General features: G+C 68.5%; 20 protein-coding genes. 6 read left to right on the plus strand and 14 right to left on the minus strand.

The features are described from left to right. From O1R50_RS20600 to rimP, 4 genes are all read right to left on the minus strand, one after another. Nucleotides 1-913 (minus strand): translation initiation factor IF-2 N-terminal domain-containing protein (locus O1R50_RS20600; protein ID WP_270112068.1); only part of this gene is annotated, 913 nt, incomplete at its 3' end. Between the two features lie 80 nt (nt 914-993). Further along, nucleotides 994-1,368, minus strand: a complete 375-nt coding sequence (locus O1R50_RS26470) for a YlxR family protein (RefSeq protein ID WP_408612767.1) — start codon at nt 1,366-1,368, stop codon at nt 994-996. Further along, entirely contained in the window at nt 1,343-2,377 is a 1,035-nt protein-coding gene (nusA, locus tag O1R50_RS20605) for a transcription termination factor NusA (RefSeq protein ID WP_270112070.1), read from the minus strand. Before nusA ends, O1R50_RS26470 begins: the two co-directional genes overlap by 26 nt. A gap of 74 nt (nt 2,378-2,451) precedes the next feature. Next, a complete protein-coding gene (gene rimP / locus O1R50_RS20610; RefSeq protein WP_270112071.1) occupies nt 2,452-2,913 on the minus strand; it encodes a ribosome maturation factor RimP in 462 nt (153 codons plus the stop codon). Between the two features lie 83 nt (nt 2,914-2,996). Here rimP and O1R50_RS20615 point away from each other — a divergent pair, with 83 nt between their 5' ends. From O1R50_RS20615 to O1R50_RS20635, 5 genes are all read left to right on the plus strand, one after another. Further along, the gene (locus tag O1R50_RS20615; protein WP_270112072.1) at nt 2,997-3,392 is read left to right on the plus strand and encodes a hypothetical protein; all 396 of its coding nucleotides are present in this window, start codon (nt 2,997-2,999) and stop codon (nt 3,390-3,392) included. Then, on the plus strand, nt 3,389-3,802 hold the full coding sequence (locus O1R50_RS20620) for a DUF4439 domain-containing protein (RefSeq protein WP_270112073.1): 414 nt from the start codon (nt 3,389-3,391) through the stop codon (nt 3,800-3,802). The genes O1R50_RS20615 and O1R50_RS20620 overlap by 4 nt, the downstream gene beginning before the upstream one ends. 123 nt (nt 3,803-3,925) lie before the next feature. Beyond that, nucleotides 3,926-4,519, plus strand: a complete 594-nt coding sequence (locus O1R50_RS20625; protein WP_270112074.1) for a PadR family transcriptional regulator — start codon at nt 3,926-3,928, stop codon at nt 4,517-4,519. Between the two features lie 21 nt (nt 4,520-4,540). Further along, nucleotides 4,541-5,263 carry an ABC transporter ATP-binding protein gene (locus O1R50_RS20630; protein ID WP_270112075.1) on the plus strand — a complete coding sequence of 241 codons (723 nt, stop codon included), beginning with the start codon at nt 4,541-4,543 and terminating at the stop codon, nt 5,261-5,263. Between the two features lie 13 nt (nt 5,264-5,276). After that, nucleotides 5,277-8,099, plus strand: a complete 2,823-nt coding sequence (locus tag O1R50_RS20635) for an ABC transporter permease (protein ID WP_270112077.1) — start codon at nt 5,277-5,279, stop codon at nt 8,097-8,099. A 142-nt stretch (nt 8,100-8,241) separates the two neighbouring features. Here O1R50_RS20635 and map read toward each other — a convergent pair whose 3' ends face one another. The 10 genes from map to O1R50_RS20685 all read right to left on the minus strand — a co-directional run bounded on the left by map (nt 8,242) and on the right by O1R50_RS20685 (nt 20,712). Beyond that, nucleotides 8,242-9,138 (minus strand): type I methionyl aminopeptidase, encoded by an 897-nt coding sequence (gene map / locus O1R50_RS20640; protein ID WP_270112078.1) that lies wholly within the window; start codon nt 9,136-9,138, stop codon nt 8,242-8,244. A 447-nt stretch (nt 9,139-9,585) separates the two neighbouring features. Continuing rightward, nucleotides 9,586-10,116, minus strand: a complete 531-nt coding sequence (locus O1R50_RS20645) for a hypothetical protein (protein ID WP_270112080.1) — start codon at nt 10,114-10,116, stop codon at nt 9,586-9,588. 235 nt (nt 10,117-10,351) lie between these two features. Then, complete coding sequence (ispG, locus tag O1R50_RS20650) at nt 10,352-11,533, minus strand: flavodoxin-dependent (E)-4-hydroxy-3-methylbut-2-enyl-diphosphate synthase (RefSeq protein ID WP_270112081.1); 1,182 nt, start codon at nt 11,531-11,533, stop codon at nt 10,352-10,354. Nucleotides 11,534-11,561: 28 nt separating this feature from the next. Beyond that, nucleotides 11,562-12,824 carry a M50 family metallopeptidase gene (locus O1R50_RS20655; RefSeq protein ID WP_408612770.1) on the minus strand — a complete coding sequence of 421 codons (1,263 nt, stop codon included), beginning with the start codon at nt 12,822-12,824 and terminating at the stop codon, nt 11,562-11,564. Nucleotides 12,825-12,839: 15 nt separating this feature from the next. Next, nucleotides 12,840-14,024, minus strand: a complete 1,185-nt coding sequence (gene dxr / locus O1R50_RS20660; protein ID WP_408612771.1) for a 1-deoxy-D-xylulose-5-phosphate reductoisomerase — start codon at nt 14,022-14,024, stop codon at nt 12,840-12,842. 36 nt (nt 14,025-14,060) lie between these two features. Continuing rightward, entirely contained in the window at nt 14,061-14,906 is an 846-nt protein-coding gene (purU, locus tag O1R50_RS20665; RefSeq protein WP_270112086.1) for a formyltetrahydrofolate deformylase, read from the minus strand. Between the two features lie 188 nt (nt 14,907-15,094). Next, nucleotides 15,095-16,405 (minus strand): ABC transporter substrate-binding protein, encoded by a 1,311-nt coding sequence (locus O1R50_RS20670; protein ID WP_270112087.1) that lies wholly within the window; start codon nt 16,403-16,405, stop codon nt 15,095-15,097. A 42-nt stretch (nt 16,406-16,447) separates the two neighbouring features. Further along, a complete protein-coding gene (locus O1R50_RS20675; protein ID WP_408612768.1) occupies nt 16,448-17,341 on the minus strand; it encodes a carbohydrate ABC transporter permease in 894 nt (297 codons plus the stop codon). Continuing rightward, nucleotides 17,325-18,326 (minus strand): carbohydrate ABC transporter permease, encoded by a 1,002-nt coding sequence (locus O1R50_RS20680; protein WP_270112090.1) that lies wholly within the window; start codon nt 18,324-18,326, stop codon nt 17,325-17,327. Before O1R50_RS20680 ends, O1R50_RS20675 begins: the two co-directional genes overlap by 17 nt. Nucleotides 18,327-18,546: 220 nt before the next feature. Beyond that, nucleotides 18,547-20,712, minus strand: a complete 2,166-nt coding sequence (locus O1R50_RS20685; protein WP_270112091.1) for an MMPL family transporter — start codon at nt 20,710-20,712, stop codon at nt 18,547-18,549. A 156-nt stretch (nt 20,713-20,868) separates the two neighbouring features. Here O1R50_RS20685 and O1R50_RS20690 point away from each other — a divergent pair, with 156 nt between their 5' ends. Further along, on the plus strand, nt 20,869-21,636 hold the full coding sequence (locus tag O1R50_RS20690) for a TetR/AcrR family transcriptional regulator (protein ID WP_270112094.1): 768 nt from the start codon (nt 20,869-20,871) through the stop codon (nt 21,634-21,636). Nucleotide 21,637 lies beyond the last annotated feature (1 nt).

Raw genomic sequence — 21,637 nt, forward strand, 5'->3', positions numbered from 1 at the left:
CGGCGCCGCCAGCGGCACCGCCGCCGGCTCCGCCGAACGTGCCGCGGTAGTTGCCGCCGCCGCCACCGGGACGACCGCCGCCGCCAGGACGACCTGCGCCGCCGCCGCCGGGTCCGCCGCGACCGCCGCCGCGGGCCCCGCGGGGACCGCCGCTGTCACGACCGCCGCCAGCGGGACGACCGGGCATCATGCCCGGGTTCGGCCGCGGGGGCATCATGCGCGGGCTCGGGCGGGGACCGCCAGGGCGCTCGCCGCCGCCTTCAGCGGCAGCGGGACGCGGCTTGGCACCGGCGTTGCCGACGCCGAACGGGTTCTTGGGGCCCGGCTTCGGGCCGCCCGGGCGGGCGGCGGGAGCGGGCTTGGGGCCGGGCTTCGGAGCGGCGGCGGCGCGCTTGGCGGCCTCGGCCTGCTCCTGCTGGCGCTTGACCAGCTCCTCGGCGCGCTTCTGCTCCGCGGCCACCTCGATGTCGCGGGCGCTCGTGGGCTTGGCTTCGGCCGGGGCCGGCGCGGGGGCCGGCTTGGGCCCGGGCTTCGGCGCGGCCGCACCCGGCTTCGGGGCGGCCTTCTTCACGGCCTTCTTCGCTTCGGCTTCGGCCTTCGCCTCGGACTTGGCGTCCTTGGCCTCGACCTTGGCCTGCATGATCTTGGACGGGCTCGGTGCCGCCGGGCGCGGGCCCTTGGGGGCCGCCGCCTTGGCGGGTTCGGGCGTCGGGGACTCGTTCTTCCCGGCCGACGCTGCCGGGGCGCCCTGTGCGGCGTCGTATTCCTGCCGCAGTCGACGCGCGACAGGCGCCTCGACCGTGCTCGACGCTGACTTCACGAACTCGCCCATGTCACCGAGGCGGGCGAGCAGTTCCTTGCTCGTCGTGCCCAGTTCCTTGGCAAGTTCATGTACGCGGGGCTTTGCTGCCACTGCACTCCTCAATTCGAGGTCGTACGGGCAGCGCCCGCCGACCTTATCTACCGACTAGCAACGTGTTCATTCGCAGAACTTCATCGCGTGGTCTTCATTCGGTCTCTACCTGCTTCGTGTGCGGGAGTCGGCCTCTCGGCCGACTCCGACTCGACATGGGTTCGCACCGCTTCAACGTCTACCGTTCCCTCGATTCTGAGGGCTCGGGCGAACGCACGCTTACGAACTGCCTGTTCAAGGCAGTTCAGGTCGTGGTGCACATGGGCTCCGCGGCCGCTGAGGCGGCGCTGCGGGTCCGGAACCAAACGGTTCGGGGAACCCTCAGAGCGTTGAACGACGACGCGCAGCAGCTCAGCGGCCGATGCGCGTCTGCGGCATCCCACACAGGTGCGGACTACCGCTGCGTCACGTTGCGATCCGATATTCAGTCTACCTCCCGGACCGCCGACCGCCACCGGCCGGGCCGGTCTCCTCCTTCGCGCCGCCGGAGACGTGCGCGTCGGACTTGATGTCGATCCGCCACCCCGTGAGGCGCGCGGCGAGGCGGGCGTTCTGGCCTTCGCGGCCGATCGCGAGCGAAAGCTGATAGTCCGGGACGATCACCTCAGTGGAGCGCGTGGACTCGTCCACCACCCGCACCGACAGGGTCTTCGCCGGGGACAGGGCGTTCGCGACGAAGCGCGCGGGGTCCGCGTCCCAGTCGACGATGTCGATCTTCTCGCCGCCGAGTTCGCTCATGACGGCACGCACGCGCGAGCCCATCGGGCCGATGCACGCGCCCTTCGCGTTGACGTCCTTCGTTGTGGCGCGCACCGCGATCTTGGAACGGTGACCGGCCTCACGTGCGATGGCCGGAATCTCCACCGCGCCCTCGTCGATCTCGGGCACCTCGAACGCGAACAGCTTCTTCACCAGTGCCGGGTGTGTGCGCGACAACGTGATCTGCGGGCCGCGGGCGGTGCGGTTCACCTGGATGACGATCGCGCGAATCCGCTTGCCGTGCTCGTAGTTCTCGCCGGGGACCTGCTCGTTGAGGGGCAGGGTGGCCTCGATCTTGCCGAGGTCCACGGTGACGATCCCACGCTCGTTGCGCTCGCCGTGGGCCTGGACGACACCGGTGACGATGTCGCCCTCCTTGCCGGAGTACTCGCCGTAGTTGACCTCGTCGGCGGCTTCGCGCAGCCGCTGCAGGATGACCTGCTTCGCGGTCTGGGCAGCGATCCGGCCGAAGCCCTCGGGGGTGTCGTCACGCTCCGAGACGACTTCGTCCTCTTCGTTCACTACCGGCACAAGGACATTGGCGATACCGCTGTCGCGGTTCACCACTACTCGCGCGCGCTCATCGGCCCCGGGGGTGTGCTTGTAGGCGGTCAGCAGCGCCGATTCGATAGCGCCGAGGATGGTCTCGAAAGGGATGTCGCGCTCGCGTTCCAGCGACCGCAGCGCGGCCAGGTCGATATGCACCCGTACTCCTTAAGTCTTGAGTTGTCCTCACCGCGGCCGTTCAAGGCGTGCGAGCCGCGTCTTCGAGCAGACGCTCATCTCAGCTCGATCTGCACCTTGCCGGGCCCCAGCTCGGCATAGGTAGCCGAGCGGCGCACGCCGTCGGCTTCTAGTTCAATCCCCCGCTCGCTGGCGGCCGTGACGCGCCCAGTGACGGGCTCCTCCCCGATGTGCACGGCTACCAAGCGCCCAATATTACGCCGCCAGTGCCGAGGCTCGGTCAGCGGACGGTCCACGCCTGGCGAGGACACTTCCAGGGTATAGGGGGTGTCGGCGAAGGGCCCACCCGTGGAGTCCGACTCGTCCAGGGCCTTCGAGCAGGCTTTCGAGACAACCGCCACATCGTCCAGACTGATCCCGCCGTCCTTGTCCACGAGGACGCGGACGAGCAGCCGCCGACCGGCCTTGGTGACCTGCAGCCCCTCCAGGTCGTACCCGACCTTGGCCACGGCCGGAGCCAGGATCGCCTCTACCTCGGCTTGCCGCTCAGAACCCATGCGCACTTCCCTCCAGGTTGACTGTTCGGCCGAGATTAACCGCCCGGGGACAGAATGGAAAGGCAGCCTGGGAAACTGGGTGGGTGTTCACGACCCGACGCGGACTCCTGGTCGGGGCGGCCGTTCTCACGGCCGCCGGATGCACCCGGGAGACGGCACACATCATCACGTCAGACGCGGATCTCACCGCCGCGCTCCACACCGCGCGCGCGCTGGCCGCGGCCGCCGAAGCGCTGGGATTCGGCGACTTCGCCGAGGACCACCTGACCCACGCCGCCACATTGGAGCGGCTCCTGCGGCCCAATGCGGTCGCCGACAAGACCGGCGATCTCCCGGCGGACACCGCCGCGCTCGCCGAGGCCGAATCCGCGGGCAGCCAGGAGGCCGCCGACGCCTGCCTCACCACCGATTCGGACTACGCCGTGCTGTTCGGCGAGATCGCGGCCTGCCGCGCCGCCCACGCGGCGGTGCTCGCATGACCGCAGTGGACACCGGCCTCGCCGCCGAGTACGCGGCGATCTACGCCTACAGCGCCGCCGCCGTGCACCTGGACGGCGACCCGCGCTGGATCGCCGAGGAGCTCGAGGCCGAGCATCGCTCGAGGCGCGACACGCTGCTCGACTACTACGGCGAGCACCAGCTCGAGGCGGCTCCTTCCTTGGCGGGCTACGACATCGAGCCGATCGCCGACGCCGCCGCGGCCCAGGAGCTGCTGCTCGCCGTCGAAACGAGCGTGACGACCGCCTGGCGGGCGGGCGTGGTCTCGTCCGAGCCGAACGAGCGGGAGATCTGCCTGCGGATGTACGGCGATTCCGCAGCGACGCTGGCGCGCTGGCGGATCGCGATCGGCCAGTCGGCCGCCGACCCCTGGCCCGGCCGACCCGAGTAGTCCCGTCCCGTTCACCGGCGTTCAACGACATGGCCATACCCTGTATCCCCATGCTGCATACCAGTTATGCCATACTCGGTATCTCTCCACTCGGAGAGATCCAGTAGCGATACGAGGTTGCACATGAGCGTCAAACACAGCCTCCTCGCGCTGCTCGAACGGGGACCCGCCTACGGCTATCAATTGCGGGCCGCGTTCGAGAGCGCCACGGGGAACACCTGGCCGCTCAATATCGGACAGGTCTACACCACCCTCAACCGGCTCGAACGCGACGAGCTGGTCGAGGCCCTCCCGGAGAACGACTCCGGCCAGCGCCCCTACCGGATCACCGAGACGGGCCGCCGCCACCTGGCCGGCTGGTTCGCCTCGCCGGTGCAGGCCGCCGACCGGCCCCGGGACGAACTCACGATCAAGCTCGCGCTGGCGGTGACCACGCCCGGCGTGGACGTCACCGACGTGATCCAGCGGCAGCGGGGGGCGACCCTGCGCCTGCTGCAGGAGTACACGCGGCTCAAATCCGCCGAGGAGCACGCGGAACTGGCCTGGCGGCTGGTGCTGGAGTCGATGATCTTCCGCGCCGAGGCGGAGATCCGCTGGCTCGACCACACCGAGGCCGTCGTGGCCCGTGCCGAACTGCCCGCGCCGTTTCCTTTCGCGGTCGGCGAGCCGGACCCGGCCGAAGCGACGCCTGAACTCGACCGATCCCGAACCAACTGAGAGAGAACGCGGTACCCCCCAATGACCGTTCTGCACTTGAAAGGCGTGAGCCGCACCCACGGCACCGGCGAGAACCTCGTCCACGCCCTCGTCGACGCCGACCTCACGATCGAGGCCGGTGAACTCGTCGCCATCATGGGGCCCTCGGGCTCCGGCAAGTCGACCCTGCTCAACCTCGCCGGGGGGCTCGATGCCCCCACATCGGGCGAGGTGCTCGTCGAGGGCACTGTCCTCGCCTCGCTCAACAAGAAGCGGCTCGCGGCGCTGCGGCGGCGCAGCGTCGGGTACGTGTTCCAGGACTACAACCTGGTACCGAGCTTGACGGCCGCCGAGAACGCGGCCCTGCCGCTGGAACTCGACGGACTCTCCGCGGGCAAGGCCCGCAAGCTGGCGCTCGCCGCGCTGGAGGAGGTCGGGCTCGACGCCAAGCAGGCCGACCGGTTCCCCGACGAGATCTCGGGCGGGCAGGCGCAGCGCGTCGCCATCGCGCGGGCCCTCATCGGCGAGCGGCGGCTCGTGCTCGCCGACGAGCCGACCGGCGCGCTCGACTCGCACACCGGCGAGGAGGTGCTGAAGCTGCTGCGCCGCCGCTGCGACGCGGGCGCGGCAGGGCTCCTGGTCACCCACGACGCCCGGCACGCGGGCTGGGCCGACCGGGTGGTGTTCCTGCGCGACGGCAAGATCGTCGACTCCTCCGCGCCGCTGGCCGGGGCCGACAGCCTGCTCGAAGGCGCGGGTTCCTGAGGTGGGGAGACTGGTGGCGAGCCAGCGACTCGCTTTCAGGATCGCGCGCCGCGAGGCGATGCGCTACAAGGGACGGTCGGCCCTCTCGATCACGCTGCTGGGGCTGCCGCTGCTCGGCGTCGCGATCGGCGCCTCCGCCTACGACACGACCACGCTGTCGCCGGAGGAGACCGCGGTCCAGTACCTCGGTGAGAACGACGCGTACATCTCCGCGGAGTATCCGGGGGAACCGCTCGACCAGTTCACCTGGAACGAGCAGTACCCGTGGTGGGAGCTGCGGGAGAACGACGACGGCCACGAGCCGGGGACGATCACCGAGCAGGGCGTTCTGGCCGAGCTGCCGCTGGGCTCGCGGATCACCCCGTACGGCTTCTCGACCGCGAGCGAGGAGCAGGCGCAGGTCGAGACCCCCGACGGCATCGGCGAACTCGACGTCCTCGGCTACGACCTGACCGACCCGAACTACGAGGCCGCGGGGTTCACTTACCTCGACGGGTCCGCGCCGATCCGCGACGAGGTGGTCCTCAGCGAGGACGCCGCCTCGTACCTGGAGGTCGGCGTCGGCGACTCGATCACGTTGTTCAACGGCGGATCCGACGAGCAGTTCGAGGTCAGCGGGATCATCGAGATCCCGTGGGACATCAACGGCCGCTATGCGATCGCCCCGTTCTTCCCCAGCGCGACCACCGGGTGGCTGGTGGACACGCCCGATGAGCTCACCTATGAGGACGCGCTGAAGCTCAACGAGGCCGGACTGAGCGTCTGGGCGACCTCGCTCCTCGACCAGCCCTCGACGATCCCGGACGAGTACGGGTACAGCGAGATCTACTACGACGAGGCGGCGCTCACGCTCTACGTCCTCATCGTGGTGGTCGTGGTCATGGAGGTCATCCTCCTGGCGGGTCCCGCGTTCGCGATCAGCGCTCGGCGGCGCACCCGCGAGTTCGCGCTCATGAGCGCCACCGGCGCGACCCCGAAGCAGATCAGGACCGTCGTCCTGGCCGGAGGCATCCTGTTCGGCATCATCGCGGCCGTCGTCGCGGTGCTCCTGGGCATAGCGGTGGTCGCGGTCGGACGGCCGCTGCTCGAGCAGATCGTCGGCTACCGCACGCCGGGGTTGCGGGTGCTGCCGTGGCTCCAGGGCGTGCTCGTCGCCGCCGCGATCGTCACCGGTCTGCTCTCGGCGCTCGCGGCCGCGATCAGCGCCTCGCGCATCAACGTGGTCGCGGCCCTCATGGGGCGCACCCCGGGCCGCAAGGGTTCGAAGCTCTGGCTGCTGATCGGTCTGATCATGGTCGGCGGGGGCATGGTCGCGGGCTTCGCGGGCGTCACGATCTGGAGCATGCCGCTCATGGCGGGCGCGATCGTCATGCTGCAGCTGGGCCTGGTGGCCTGCACGCCGGCGCTGCTCGCGCTCACGGCGAAGCTCGGCCGCTGGATGCCGCTCGCGCCGCGCATGGCGCTGCGGGAGGCCGGACGCAACCGCGGCTCGGCCGCCCCGGCGATCGCGGCGGTCCTCGGCGTCGTGGCGGGCGGCATGGCCTTCAGCATGACCATCGCCGCCAACAACGTGCGCGGCGAGTCCCTCGCGGAGCACCTGCTGCCGCAGGGGGCGCTCACGCTGACCATGTGGAACGACAGCGACGAGTACGACCCGGAGACCGGGATGCCGACCGGCGAGACGCCTTGGGAGGAGGGGCTGGCCGAGTCGGAGGCGAGACTCGGCAAGCACCTCGACGATCTGGAGATCACCCAGATCGTGCTCTCCGAGACCGATTCGACCTGCGGCTTGGAGGACGTCGATCCCGAGAACGCCTACTGCAGCGTGACCATGACCAGGCCCGCCGAGAACGTGTGCTCGTTCTGGGAGGCCGAGGCGGAGACCGAGGAGCAGCTGCAGGCGGCGGTGGCCGCGGCCAGGGAGGACCCCAACTGCAACGAGACCGGGGACGGCTACGGGTACGGCTTCTACGAGGTCCCCACTTCTGCCGACCCCGATGTGGTCGCGGCGTACAGCGAGCTCGAGGGCGATGAGCTCGATGCGGCCGTGGCGCACCTGGAGGGCGGCGGCGTGCTCATCTCGGACCCGCTGGCGCTCACCGACGAGGGCACGGTGGTCTTCGAGCAGGAGATCGAGTCCTGGGACCCGGAGACCGGCGAGGAGAACGAATCGCAGACAACCGAGATCGAGCTGCCCGCGATGGTCGTCGACGAGAACCTGCTGGGGTACGGCAAGGTCTTCCTCAGCCCCGGCGCGGCCGAGCGGCTCGGCTTGGTCGAGTCCGTCTGGAGCCAGCGGTATCTCGTGGAGACCTCGACGGTGGTCGACAGCGCGGTCAGCGAGGCGATCTCGGCGGATCTCAACGCCGAGATGGCGGACGGCGACATCTCGGCGAACTTCCGGGTGACCGACTACAACGACCCGACGTCGTTCTACATGATGCTCGCCGTGGCCGGGCTGTGCGCGCTCATCACCCTCGGCTCGACGGCCGTGTCCACTGGGCTCATCATCGCCGAGCAGCGGAAGGACATGACCACGCTCGGCGCGGTCGGCGCCGCACCGGGGCTGCGCAAGCGGTTCGCGATGTGGCAGACCGTCATGATCGCCCTGTTCGGCTCCGCGCTCGGCACGGTGGCCGGGGTGATCGGGTACGCGCTCATCCGCGAGGCCCTCAACCGGTCCATGATGAACCAGTATCCGTGGCAGGTCCTCTACACGTGGGAACTGCCGTGGGCCAGCTTCGCGATCATGCTGGTGGCCGTGCCCGTCCTGGCCGCGATCGGGGCGCTCCTCTTCACCAAGGCGAGGCTCCCCAGTGAGCGGCGACTGACGTAGCACTCCAAGGAAGCGAAGGGCCCCAGCACATTCGTGCTGGGGCCCTTCGCCGTATTGGGGGCGGCACCGGCTCAACCCCTCGGAGACATCGGCATCTCGCGGACCGGCGCCGCCCCGATCCAGCCTAGAGACCTGATGCCACTCAACGCTGGTGCTCGGGCGTGCCGGCCGGGACGCCGCTGGAGGGCATGGTGAGGATCTCGAAGCCGTCGTCGGTGACGAGCAGCGTGTGCTCGAACTGGGCGGTCCACTTGCGATCGCGGGTGACGGCGGTCCAGCCGTCGTCCCACATCTCGTGCTCGGCGGTGCCGAGGTTGATCATCGGCTCGATCGTGAAGGTCATGCCGGTCTCGATCTCGACCTCGAGTCCGGGGTTGTCGTAGTGCGGCACGTAGAGGCCGGAGTGGAACGCGGTGCCGATGCCGTGGCCGGTGAACTGGCGGACCACGCCGTAGCCGAAGCGGTTCGCGTACGCCTCGATGACCTTGCCGACCACATTGAGCTGGCGGCCGGGCTTGACGGCCTTGATGCCGCGCCACGTGGCGGTCCAGGTGCGCTCGACGAGGTCGCGGGCCTCCTGGGAGACCTCGCCCGCGAGGAACGTGGCGTTGCAGTCGCCGTGGACGCCGCCGATGAACGCGGTGACGTCGATGTTGACGATGTCGCCGTCCTGGACCACGGTGGAGTCGGGGATGCCGTGGCAGATGACCTCGTTGAGCGAGGTACAGCAGGACTTCGGGTACTCGCGGTAGCCGAGCGTCGACGGGTAGGCGCCGAGGTCGCACAGGTACTCGTGGACGATGCGGTCGAGCTCGTCGGTGGTGATGCCGGGGACGACGGCCTTGCCGACGGTCTCGAGGGCGTCGGCGGCGATGCGGCCGGCGACGCGCATCCGCTCGATCGTCTCGGCGTCCTTGACCTCCGAGCCTGTGAACGGCGACGGCGCGGGCTTGCCGACGTACTCGGGCCGCTCGATCGCGTCGGGGACACTCCTGCGGGGGCTCTGCCTGCCTGGGCGCAGCGCGGGACGGGATTTCATCCGCCAAGCCTAGCCCGGGCGGCACACGGGCCCGGCCACGCGATCCCACGCACCGTGGATCACCGCAGCGGCTCCGTTACCGAGACGACGCGGAAAAAGCGCCCCGGTGCCGGCGAAAACCTCTTGCGTTCCGGGTCGTCAGGCAGCATTCTGAGAAAACCGGCGAACCCGTGACCGAGCACATCGGAACGGGCCTGTCCGGGACCCCGCACGGCTCTCCGAGGACGCCAGACCTCCCCTGCCGAGCCGGCGCGGGGCGCGGCTCCCGCAGGAGTTCCGCGGCCCGGCTCAGGCCGGGCCCGGTGTACGACACCTCCCGCGGTCGAGCGCCCCGCCTGTCCAACCCAGGCGGCGTGCAGTCGCCCCGCGTCGGCTCACCGCACTCCCTTGCATGCGCGAAGGCCCGCAGCCTTCGCATCGGCTGCGGGCCTTCACGAACGATCAGCGCTAAGCGGCTTCGAGCTCCTTCGTGGGCGCCTCCGCGCCGGGCTCGGCCGCGGCCATCGCATCCGAAGAGGACACTTCCTGCGCCAGCCGCTCCCAGAGCATCCCGCCGGAGTGGGCGAGCGCGCCGACGATCGAGGGGACGAACGGCAGCACCCAGTCGGCGAGGAACCCCGCGTGAGGCATGTTCAGCACGAGCATGGCCGATCCGGCGCACAGCAGGCCCTGCAGCGTCCCGCGCCAGGCGGCGCGGGTGCCGTCCACGACGGCCTCGCGGCGCTCGGTCGCGGGGTCGTGGAACTCAGAGAGGCCCGCGGCGTCGCGCCGGCCCAGGTAGGCGCCGACGACCGCCTGGACGGCGGTGCCCGAGACGACGGCGGCGAGGAGGCTGTTCTTGGTGACCACGTAGATCAGAACGAACAGCAGTCCGCCTCCGAGAACGGTCAGCACGCCCCTGATCCAGTCGACCTTCTCGCCGGGGTACCAGTAGTACTTGGTGACGCCCTCGGAAATCTGTCGTTCGAACTTCCCCATGCCGGTCGCTCCCCTTTCGCGGACGCAGCCGTCAAGCTGCGCATGACACGCACGGAAGTCATTATGCGCGGCACCGGGCGGCGGTTCGGCGGAATCCCTCTCAGTCACCTTTGTGGAATTTCGCGCAAGGTGATCGAGATGCCGGATTCCACGCGTTCCGTGAGGCCCTCACTGGCCCTATGGACGAGTCTAGGGAAGGATCGCCGACGCGTGAGTCGGCGATCCGACAATCGCGTCAGTGAACCTGGACGACCGGTCCCGCGAGGCCCTTGATCTCCTCGGGCAGGTCCGCGCCCATCGCCTCGGCCAGTTTCACGGCCTCCTCGATGAGCGTCTCCACGATCTGCGACTCCGGCACGGTCCGGATGACCTCGCCCTTGACGAAGATCTGGCCCTTGCCGTTGCCGCTCGCGACGCCCAGGTCGGCCTCGCGGGCCTCGCCGGGCCCGTTCACGACGCAGCCCATCACGGCCACGCGCAGCGGCACGGGCAGTCCCTCGAGTCCGGCGGTGACCTGCTCGGCCAGCGTGTACACGTCCACCTGGGCGCGGCCGCACGACGGGCAGGAGACGATCTCCAGGCCGCGTTCCTTGAGGCCCATCGACTCCAGGATCTGGTTGCCGACCTTGACCTCCTCGACCGGCGGGGCCGAGAGGGAGACGCGGATGGTGTCGCCGATGCCCTCGGCGAGCAGCGCACCGAACGCGGCGGCGGACTTGATCGTGCCCTGGAACGCGGGCCCGGCCTCGGTGACCCCCAGGTGCAGCGGGTACTCGCACTGCTGCGAGAGGAGCCGGTAGGCCTTGATCATGACGACCGGGTCGTTGTGCTTGACCGAGATCTTGATGTCGCGGAAGTCGTGCTCCTCGAACAGCGAGGCCTCCCACAGCGCGGACTCGACCAGCGCCTCCGGAGTGGCCTTGCCGTACTTCTGGAGCAGGCGCTTGTCGAGCGAACCGGCGTTGACGCCGATGCGGATCGGCGTCCCGGCGTCCTTCGCGGCCTTGGCGATCTCCCCCACGCGGTCGTCGAACTGCTTGATGTTGCCGGGGTTGACGCGCACGGCGGCGCATCCGGCGTCGATCGCGGCGAAGACGTACTTCGGCTGGAAGTGGATGTCGGCGATGACCGGGATCTGCGACTGCTTCGCGATGATCTTGAGCGCGTCGGCGTCGTCCTGGGTGGGGCACGCGACGCGCACGATGTTGCAGCCGGTGGCGGTGAGCTCGGCGATCTGCTGCAGCGTCGCGCCGATGTCCGAGGTCCGGGTGGTGGTCATCGACTGGACGCTGATGGGCGCGCCGCCGCCCACGAGCACGCCGCCGACGTTGAGCTGCCGGGTCTGGCGGCGCGGGGCGAGCGGCTCGATGTCGTGGTCGTGGCGCTTGGTGGGGATACCGAGGTTCACTGCGGTCATGTGGCTAGTTTCCACCTTGATTCGCGGGTTAGTTGAAGATAGTGATCGGGTTGACGATGTCTGCGGTGATCGTCAGCAGCATGAAGCCGCCCAGGAGGACGATGACAGCGTAGGTCAGCGGCATGAGCTTCATGTAGTCGACACGCCCCGGGTCCGGTCGGCCGCGCCTGGCGGCGACCCACGAGCGGGCCTTCTCGTACCAGGCGATGGCGATGTGTCCGCCGTCCATCGGCAGGAGCGGCAGCAGGTTGAAGATGCCGATGAAGTAGTTGAGCACCACCAGGAGCATGAAGAACATCGCCCACTGGTCGTACTGGACCATCTCGCCGCCGAGGCGCGAGGCGCCCACGACGCTGACGGGCGAGTCGGCGTCGCGCTCGCCGCCCATGATCGCGTCCCACAGCGGCGGGATCTTCGAGGGCAGCTGGCCCAGGGCGATGAACGTCTCCTTGAACATGTCGCCGGTGGTGCTGAAGGTCTCGCCGATGCCGTCGATCGGGCCGACGGCGACCGTGGGGGCGATCGACGGGTCGGTGTAGACGAAGACGCCGAGGCGGGCCACCGTCTCGGTCTTGCCGTCCTCGGTCTCGACGGTCGCGGCGTACGGGACGACCTCAGTGGTCTTCTCGGTGCCGTCCGAGTCGACGGTGACGGCGACCGGCTGGTCCGGGGTGAGGCCGGAGACGGTGGCGACGAGCGACTCCCAGTCGGTGACGGCGGTCCCGCCGACCGAGGTGATCGCGTCGCCGTCCTCGATGCCCGCAGCGTAGGCCGGGCCTTCGATCTGGCCTTCGGGGCAGTCCCCCGCGGCGGCGGCCGTGTCGGTGGACTCGACGCAGGGGGCGACGGCGACCCGCGCGTTCTGCTCGGACTCGGTCACCTGCTCGGCGTAGGCCGGGTTCTGGGTGACGCCGACGAAGGCGACGAGGATCCACAGGGCGATGAAGCCGATGATGAAGTGGGTGACCGAACCGGCCGCGAGCACGATCGTGCGCTGCCACAGGGGCTTGCGCCAGAACACCCGCTGCTTGTCCTTCTCGTCGAGGTCTTCCTCATCCTCTTCGAGCGGGGTCATGCCGACGATCTTGACGAACCCGCCGAGCGGGATGCCCTTGACGCCGTACTCGGTCTCTCCCTTGTGAAAGGACCACAGGGTGGGGCCGAAGCCCACGAAGTAGCGGGTGACCTTCATGCCGAAGCCCTTGGCCGTGAGCATGTGGCCGAATTCGTGCAGGCTCACAGAAATGAGAATCGCCAAGGCGAACAGGACGATCCCGGTGATGTAGGCCAGCAAGTCGGTCTCCTTCTAACGCTCGGACGCGTCCAACACTAGCCGTCGGGCGCACGCGCGCGCCCAGTTCTCCGCTTCGAGTACGTCTGCGACACTGGAGGGTCGCTCGAACTCCGGAGCGGCGGCGAGGACGGCTTCGATGGTGTCGACGATGCCGAGGAACGGGAGCCGCCCGTCGCGGAAGGCCGCGACGGCTTCCTCGTTGGCGGCGTTGTAAACGGCGGGCATGAGGCCGCCGGCGCGGCCGGCGTCCTTGGCGAGGGCGACGGCCGGGAACGCGGTCTCGTCGAGCGGCTCGAAGTGCCAGTCGGCGCCCCGCGTCCAGTCGACGGGCTTCGCGGCGCCGGGGAGGCGGTCGGGCCAGGCGAGCGCGTGGCCGATGGGCAGGCGCATGTCCGGCGGGGAGGCCTGGGCGATGGTGGAGCCGTCGGTGAACTCGACCATCGAGTGGATCACCGACTGCGGGTGCACCACGACCTCGATGTCGTCGTACGAGACGTCGAAGAGCTCGTGGGCCTCGATCACTTCCAGGGCCTTGTTCACCATGGTCGCGGAGTTGATCGTGACGACCGGGCCCATCGCCCAGGTCGGGTGCGCGAGCGCCTGGTCGACGGTGACCTCGGCGAGCTGGTCGCGGGTCTTCCCGCGGAACGGCCCGCCCGAGGCGGTGAGCACGAGCTTGGCGACGCGCTCCATCGAACCCGAGCGCAGGCACTGGGCCAGCGCGGAGTGCTCCGAGTCGACCGGGACGAGCTGGCCGGGCTTGGCGACTTCTCGAACGAGCGGACCGCCCGCGACGAGGGACTCCTTGTTTGCAAGGGCCACTTGGCGTCCCGCTTTGAGGGCAGCGAGAGTCGGTTCGAGGCCGATGGAGCCGTTGATGCCGTTGAGGACGGTGTCGCAGGGCCATGCCGCGAGTTCGGTCATGGCACTGCGACCGGCGATGAGCTTCGGCATCCTGGCGTCGCCGGAGGTCCAGCCCGCCTTGGTGGCGGCGGCGAACAGCCGCAACTGGATGTCCTCAAGGGACTTGGCGTCGGCGACCGCGACGACGTCGACCTCCAGTTCGATCGCCTGCTCGGCCAGCAGCGCCGGGTTGCCGCCGCCCGCGCCGATGCCGACGACGCGGAAGCGGTCGGGATTGGCGCGGACGATGTCGATGGCCTGGGTGCCGATGGAGCCGGTGGAGCCCAGGAGCACGATCTCGCGTTGGTCAGTCACGGGCATGATTATCCGCTAGCGGAAAACCACCGTCTTGGTGCCGTTGATGAGGACGCGGTCGTCCAGGTGGGCGGCCAGGCCTCGGGCGAGGCAGGTCGATTCGAGGTCGCGTCCGGCGGCCACGAGCTCCTCGGGGCTGTGGGCGTGGTCGACGCGGGCCACCTCCTGCTCGATGATGGGGCCCTCGTCGAGGTCGGCGGTGACGTAGTGGCAGGTCGCGCCGATGAGCTTGACGCCGCGCTCGTGAGCCTGGTGGTAGGGCCTGGCGCCCTTGAAGCTCGGCAGGAACGAGTGGTGGATGTTGAGGATCTTCCCGGGGAGCTTCGCGCAGAAGTCCGAGGAGAGGATCTGCATGTAGCGGGCCAGGACCACGGTGTCGATGCGCTCCTCCTCGATGAGGTCGAGGATCCGCTGCTCCTGCACCGCCTTGCCCTCCGGGCCGACGGGCAGGTAGTGGAAGGGCACGCCCGAGGAGGCGGCGAGGTCGGCCCAGTCGGGGTGGTTCGAGACGACCGCGGCGGCCTCGCCGTGGAGGGCGCCGATGCGGAAGCGGTAGAGCAGGTCGTTGAGGCAGTGGCCCTGCTTGGAGGCCATGATGAGGACGCGGCGCTTGACGGCGCGGTCGTGGAGGTGCCAGTCCATGTCGAATTCGCGGGCGACCTCGGCGAAGCCGACGGCCAGCTCGTCGCGCTCGGCGGCAGTGGTGAACTCGACCCGCATGAAGAAGCGACCCGATCCGTGCTCGGAGAACTGCTGGGAGTCCTCGATGTTGGCGTCGCGGCGGGTCAGGAAACCCGAGACGGCGTACACGATGCCGAGGCGGTCGGGGCACGAGAGCGTGAGCACGAACTGGCTGGTCATCCTACCAATGATACGGAGCGGTCCGAGCGGGCGACAAATCGACTGCCGTCATGGACGGCCTGTCATGAGATGTCCTGTTCCGCCCGGACCGGTACCGAACTCACGCCGGACAAGGAGGAAGGGCGGACTCTTTCGAGTTCACCCTTCGACCTTTATTGTAACTCACTCAGAGTAAAAAGCAAGTGACTCTACGCTCCGATTTCGGCGCTCAACTGCTCCATGAACGACTTGGTGCTGTCCTCCACGGTCACGTCGCCGAAGATCATCGTCTCGAACACGCCGAGCATGATGTCCGCGGCGGAGCCGGAGCCGACCGGCGGCACCGGCGGGCCCTCGGCGAGCTCGGGGGTGATCGCCGCGATGAAGTCGGCGCCGAGCTTCTGGTCGGCGGGGAGGTTCGGCAGGATCCGGTCGCGCTGCGCGGTGTTCGAGGGCACGCCCCGGTCACCGAGCATGAGGTCCAGCGACTCGTCGCTGTTGAGCAGGAAGTCCACCAGACTCGCGGCCGCGGCCTGGTCCGAGGTGGTGCGCGAGATCGACCAGTACATGGCCGACTTCAGGTAGAGGCCCGGCTGGGTGCCGGTGCTCTCGCCGGGGACGCGCAGCAGGACCAGGTCCGAACCGAGGACCTTCTGGATCGCTCCGATCTGGTTGGTCCAGTAGAACTCGGTGACACCGGTGCCGGTCGCCAGCGGCGCCTGGTCCTGGCCCGCGGAGAAGGCCTCGACGATCTTGCTCGGCTCGGGGATGGCCCCGGCGTCGCGCAGGTCGAGGACCATCTGCCACCACTCGTTCATGGTGGCCTCGGTGAAGCCGAGCCCGCCCTCGGGGGTGTAGAGGCTCTCGCCCTTCTGGCGCGCGAAGATGTTGAACAGCGATTCGTTGCTGAACGAGATCGCCGAGTTGCCGATCGCGTCGCCCTTGGTGGACAGGTCGGTGATGAACTGCGAGAAGTCCGCCCACGACCAGGTCTTGTCGTCGGGCATGGCCACGCCGGCGGCCTCGACCAGGGCCGGGTTGACCAGCAGCGCCATAGCGTTCACGCCGGTGCCGATGCCGTAGGTCTCGCCGTCGAGCTGGCCGGTCTTGAGCGTGCTCTCCTCGATCTTGGAAAGGTCGATGCCGATGTCGTCCAGCGGCAGGAGGGCGTTCTTGTCGGCGTAGTCGCGCAGGTAGCGCTCGTCCTGCTGGAGGACGTCGGGCGCGTTGTTGCCGGAGACCGAGACGTTCAGAGCGTCCCAGTAGGCGTCGAACTCGTTCGGGCTCGGCTTGATCGTGATGCCGTCGTTCTTCGCGAGGAACGCGTCGACGATCTTCTGGGTGTACTCGTGGCGCGGGTCGGAGCCCCACCACCAGAAGTCCAGCTCGCCGTCGCCCTTGTCGGCGCCGCCGCCGCCGTCGTTGCCGCAGGCCGCGAGGAGGGGTGCGGATGCGGCGCCGAAGATCCCGGCTTTGGCGAGCGTTCTCCGAGAGACGCCCGAGGGGTTGGATGACTTCATTGTCGTTGTCCTTTCAGGACTGCGTGAGGGTTGTTTGCCGGTTTACTTGATGCCGGTGGTGGCGATACCCCGGACGAGGTAGCGCTGGCCGGCGAGGAAGAACCCGAAGATCGGGCCAAGTGCCACAATAGACATGGCGAAGAGCGCGCCCCAGTTGGTGGTGCCCGTCGAGTCCATGAACAGCCGCAACGCGAGCGGCACCGTCTGGAGGTCGACGTCGCGCAGGTAGATCAGCTGCGAGTAGAAGTCGTTCCAGGTCCAGATGAACGTGAAGATCGCGGTCGTGGCGAGCGCGGGCATGCACAGCGGCATGATGACGCGCAGGTAGGTGCCCCAGTAGCCGCAGCCGTCGATCGAGGCGGCCTCGTCGAGCTCCTTCGGCAGGCCCCGGATGAACTGGACCATGAGGAAGATGAAGAACGCGTCGGTCGCCAGCAGCTTCGGCACGATGAGGGGCCAGAAGGTGTCGACCCAGCCGAGGTTGTTGAACAGGATGTACTGCGGGATGATGACGACGTGGATCGGCAGCATGATGGTGCCGAGCATGATCGCGAAGAGCATGCCGCGCATGGGGAACTTGAGCCTCGCGAAGGCGTAGGCGGCCATGGAGCACGACACCAGGTTGCCGAGGATCGACCCGGCCACGATGACCATCGAGTTCCAGATGTACTTCTCGAACGGGTGCGGGAGGGCGTTCCAGCCGTCCGCGTAGTTGCCCCATTCCCAAGAGGACGGGATGAGGCCGGGGTCGGCGAAGATCTCGTCGAGCGGCTTGAGGCTGGCCGAGAGCATCCACAGCAGCGGGTAGATCATGACCATCGCGGCGGCGATGAGCACCAGGTGGAACAGGAACCGCTTGACCCCGAGGGTCGCGGGGCTCTGCTTGGCGCGCGACCTGGACGGCGCGGGGGTCGGAGTCTCAGTCATTGTCGCCATAGAACACCCAGAATTTCGACATCAGGAAGTTGAGCGCGGTGAAGATCGCGATGATGGCCAGCAGGAGCCAGGCGATGGCCGAGGCGTACCCCATGTCGAACTGGGTGAAGCCCTGGTCGTAGAGGTACAGCGTCAGGAACATCGTGGAGTCGGCCGGGCCGCCCTTGCCGCTGGAGATGATGAACGCCTGCGTGAAGGACTGGAACGAGTTGATGATCTGCAGCACGAGGTTGAAGAAGATGATCGGGGTCAGGAGCGGCAGGGTGACGCTCACGAACCGCTGCATCACACCGGCGCCGTCGATCTTGGCGGCCTCGTAGTACATGGTGGGGATCTGCCGCAGGCCCGCCAGGAAGATGATCATCGGTGAGCCGAAGGTCCACACGTGCAGGATGATCAGGGTGCCGAGGGCGTAGTCGGGGTGCGAGACCCAGCCTTCGCCCTGGATGCCGAAGATCGCGAGGACCTGGTTGACGAGCCCTTCGGTGCCGAAGACCTGCCGCCACATGATCGCGATGGCGACGGAGCCGCCGAGCAGCGAGGGCAGGTAGAAGATCGAGCGGTAGAAGGCCATGCCGCGCAGGCCGCGGTCGAGGACGATCGCGAGGAGGAGCGCGGCCGCGAGCTGCAGGGGCACCGACACGAAGGTGTAGACGGCGGTGACCTTGATGGCGTTCGCGAGGCGCGGGTCCTCGAACATGCGCGCGTAGTTCTCGCCGCCCACCCATTCGCCGTAGCCGAGGCTGTAGTCGGTGAACGAGAGGTAGAACGAGGCGATCATGGGCCCGATGGTGATGGCCAGCAGGCCGATCAGCCACGGCGACAGGAAGCTCAGCGCCGCCCACCGCTCGCGGGAGCGGATGGACCTGCCGGTCCTCCTGCGGGCCCGTTCCGGGCCCGGGGAGGGTGCGGAAGCGGCCGGCCCGGGGGGTGCTCCCGAGCTGCGCTGCTTCGGGCGCACCACAGCGACATCGTTGTCGGTCATAAGGTTTTGGGACCTTTCGGAGGGGGGGGTCGGCTCCTAGATCACATCAGGCTATGCAACCGCTTGCCTCTTGTCAATGCTCCAACTTAAATTCCTCGATATCTTTCGGGCCGCAGTGCAGGTTCGTCGCCGCAATGCCCACCCGTCACTCCCGCAACGAGAAGCGGCCCGTCCGGGAGTGTTTCCGGACGGGCCGCCGAATCCCTGGCGTCAGGGGCGGTCAGAACCCAGCGGGCGACCGCTTCTCAACGGGCGCAACGGAGTCGTCGCCCTCCTTGATGCCGTATTTGGAGTAGAGCCGCCCGAGCGGGCCCGGGACCCACCAGTTGGCGCGGCCCAGCAGGCGCATCGTGGCGGGCACCAGGAGCATCCGCACGACGGTGGCGTCGAGGAAGATCGCGATCGCCATGCCCAGGCCGATCATCTTCATGAAGGTGATGCCGCTGAAGGCGAACGCCCCGACCACCACGATCAGGATCAGTGCGGCGGCGGTGATGATCGAGCCGGTGGACTGCATGCCTCGCAGCACCGCGGTGCGGTTGTCGGCCCCCCTGTCCCACTCCTCCCGCACCCGCGAGAGCAGGAAGACCTCGTAGTCGGTGGCGAGGGCGAAGAGCAGCGCGATCATGAGCAGCAGGTTCGACGGGTCGATGTAGCCAGAGGGCGTGAAGTCCAGGACGCCGGACAGGTGGCCCTCCTGGAAGATCCACACCACGACGCCGAGCGCGGCGCCGAGCGAGACGGCGTTCATCAGGACCGCCTTGACCGGCAGCACGATCGAGCCGAAGGCCAGGAACAGCACCACCATGGTGACGATGACGATGTATCCGAGCATGTAGGGCAGGCCCTCGCCGATCGCGTCGAGCATGTCGACCCGGTCGGAGGCGCCGCCGGTCACGTACAGCTCCGCACCGTCCACTTCGATGGCGCGGGCGTCTTCGATGAGGGCGCGGGCATCGGCGCTGAACGGATCGAGGTCGTAGAGGACGTCGAAGAGGGCGGCGTCGGAGGTCGGCTGCGCCGCGGGCACGACGTCGTCGACGTTGTCGAGGGCCAGGAGCGCTTCAGTGGCCTCCGCGGCGGCTTCTTGGCCACCGGTGACCATGACCTGGAACCGCTCCTCGTTCCCGCCCGGGAAGTCGGCGGCGATGGTCTCCGTGACGATGCGCGACTCGGAGTCCTCCGGCATGTCGCGCTCGTCGACACCGCCGAACTGCACGCCCAGGATCGGGCTGGCGAGCAGCGCCATGAACGCCAGGACGGGCAGCAGCACGAGCACGGGACGGCGCATCACGCCGGCCGCGAGACCGTGCCAGAACCCGGTGTCGGTCTTCGGCTCCTTGTTCTTGCGCCAAGGCAGGCGGCCCTTGTCGACGCGGTGGCCGAGCAGGTAGAGCAGTGCGGGCAGCGCCACGAGCGCAGAGAGCATGGCGACGCCCACGGCGGACATGACGCCGTACGCGATGCCGTGCAGGAACGGCACGTCGACCAGGAGCAGGCCGCCCATCGAGAGCACGATGATGATGCCGGAGACCATCACGGTGCGCCCGGCGGTAGCGACCGTGTTGAGCACCGCGCGGCGCTTGTCGCGGCCCGCGGCGAGCTCCTCTCTGAACCTGCGCAGCACGAACAGCGAGTAGTCGATGGACATGCCGAGGCCGATGATGGTGATGACGTTCGCGGCGAAGACCGAGACGTCGGTGAACTCGGTGATGACGCGGGTGATCGCGAAGCCGCCGAGGATCGACATGCCGCCGATGAGCAGCGGCAGCGAGGCGGCCACGAGCGCGCCGAAGACCACGATCATGATGAGCAGCAGGATCGGCATCGAGATCATCTCGGCGATCTCGAGGTCGTGCTGGACCTGCTCGTTCAGGTCGGCGAAGATCGCCGCGCCGCCGCCGAGCGAGACGGTGAGGTCGCCGGTGTCCCCGGCGTCCCGCAGCTGGCCTTCGATCGTCTCGAAGACCTCGGCCTGGGCCTCGTCGGAGGACCCGGCGAGCGAGACGGCCGCGTAGGTCGCGTGCCCGTCCTCGGAGACGAAGGAGGGCAGCTGCGTGTCGTAGTAGGAGGTGACGCTCTCGACCTCGTCGATCGCGGCGATGTCGGCGACGGCGCTCTCGACGGCCGCGGCGAACGCCGGGTCGTCGGCCGTCAGCGTCTCGGACTCGTACAGGACCACGACCTCGGCGCCGGTGGAGCCGAACTCCTCCTCGATCGCCTCGGCATCGAGCACCGACCGGGACTCCTGGGAGACGTAGCCGCCGTCCGTGAACTCGTCGAAGACGCCGAGCCCCCAGGTCGCGCCGATCGCGAAGACCGCGGCTATGCCGGCGACGATGAGCCAGCGGGTCTTGATGACCGCTCTGCCTAGCAGGGAGTACATGTGCTTCTCCTAAAAGGGAGGCATTGACCGCTGGTGCACGAGGGGCGCCTGGCGGTAGGATGGTGAGCGTTGATTAGTTAGCTAACAGTGTTCACTTTAATAAACGCCCATTGAGTGAGTCAACACCGTTAACCAAGTTGTAGCCTGAGGAGAGCAGTGACCTCGACCACCGCGGGAGGCCCGTCCCGCCGCGAACGGATGCGCGCCGAGACGATCGCCGAGATCAAGGCGAGTGCCAGGGGCCAACTGCTGCAGCACGGCCCGAGCGGGATCTCCTTGCGCGCCATCGCCCGCGACGTCGGCGTCACGGCCGCCGCGCTGTACCGCTACTTCGACAGCCTGGACGCGCTCCTCTTGGAGCTCTGCTGCGACCTCTACGACGAACTTATCGCCGAAACCCGCAAGGCGATGGACGGATCACCGCCTGAGGCGCACCTCGAACGGATGAAGGCCTGGGTCTGGGCGTTCCGCGCCTGGTCAGTGGGCAACCGCCGCGAATTCGAGCTCATGATCAGCTATCCCGACGGCAACAGCGCGATGTCGATCTGCGCCGACCCGAAGACCATCGACGCCGGGGAATTCGACGCGGTGACGCTGAAGTCGATGGAGCACGCCCAGATGTGCGGGCGCGAACTCGCCGCCTTCTACCGGCAGACCAAGGGCGAAGGATTCGACTTCGGCGCGGCCACGATGCCCGAGATGTCCGAGGGGCTCAAGCAGGAGCTCATCGAGAGCTGCTCCGTGATGATCATCGGCGAACGGCTGCCGGTGTCGTGGGTGTTCGCGTTCACCTCGGCCTGGGTGCGCGTGTTCGGGCTGGTCACCATGGAAGCGTTCGGGTCGCTCCCGGTGCAGGACAACATCGACGAGTTCTACAGGGCCCAGATCAAGTCGATGCTGCGCGACTTCGGCATGGAAGAGTGAA

This window comes from Glycomyces luteolus (assembly GCF_027622875.1).
Classification (GTDB): domain Bacteria; phylum Actinomycetota; class Actinomycetes; order Mycobacteriales; family Micromonosporaceae; genus Glycomyces; species Glycomyces luteolus.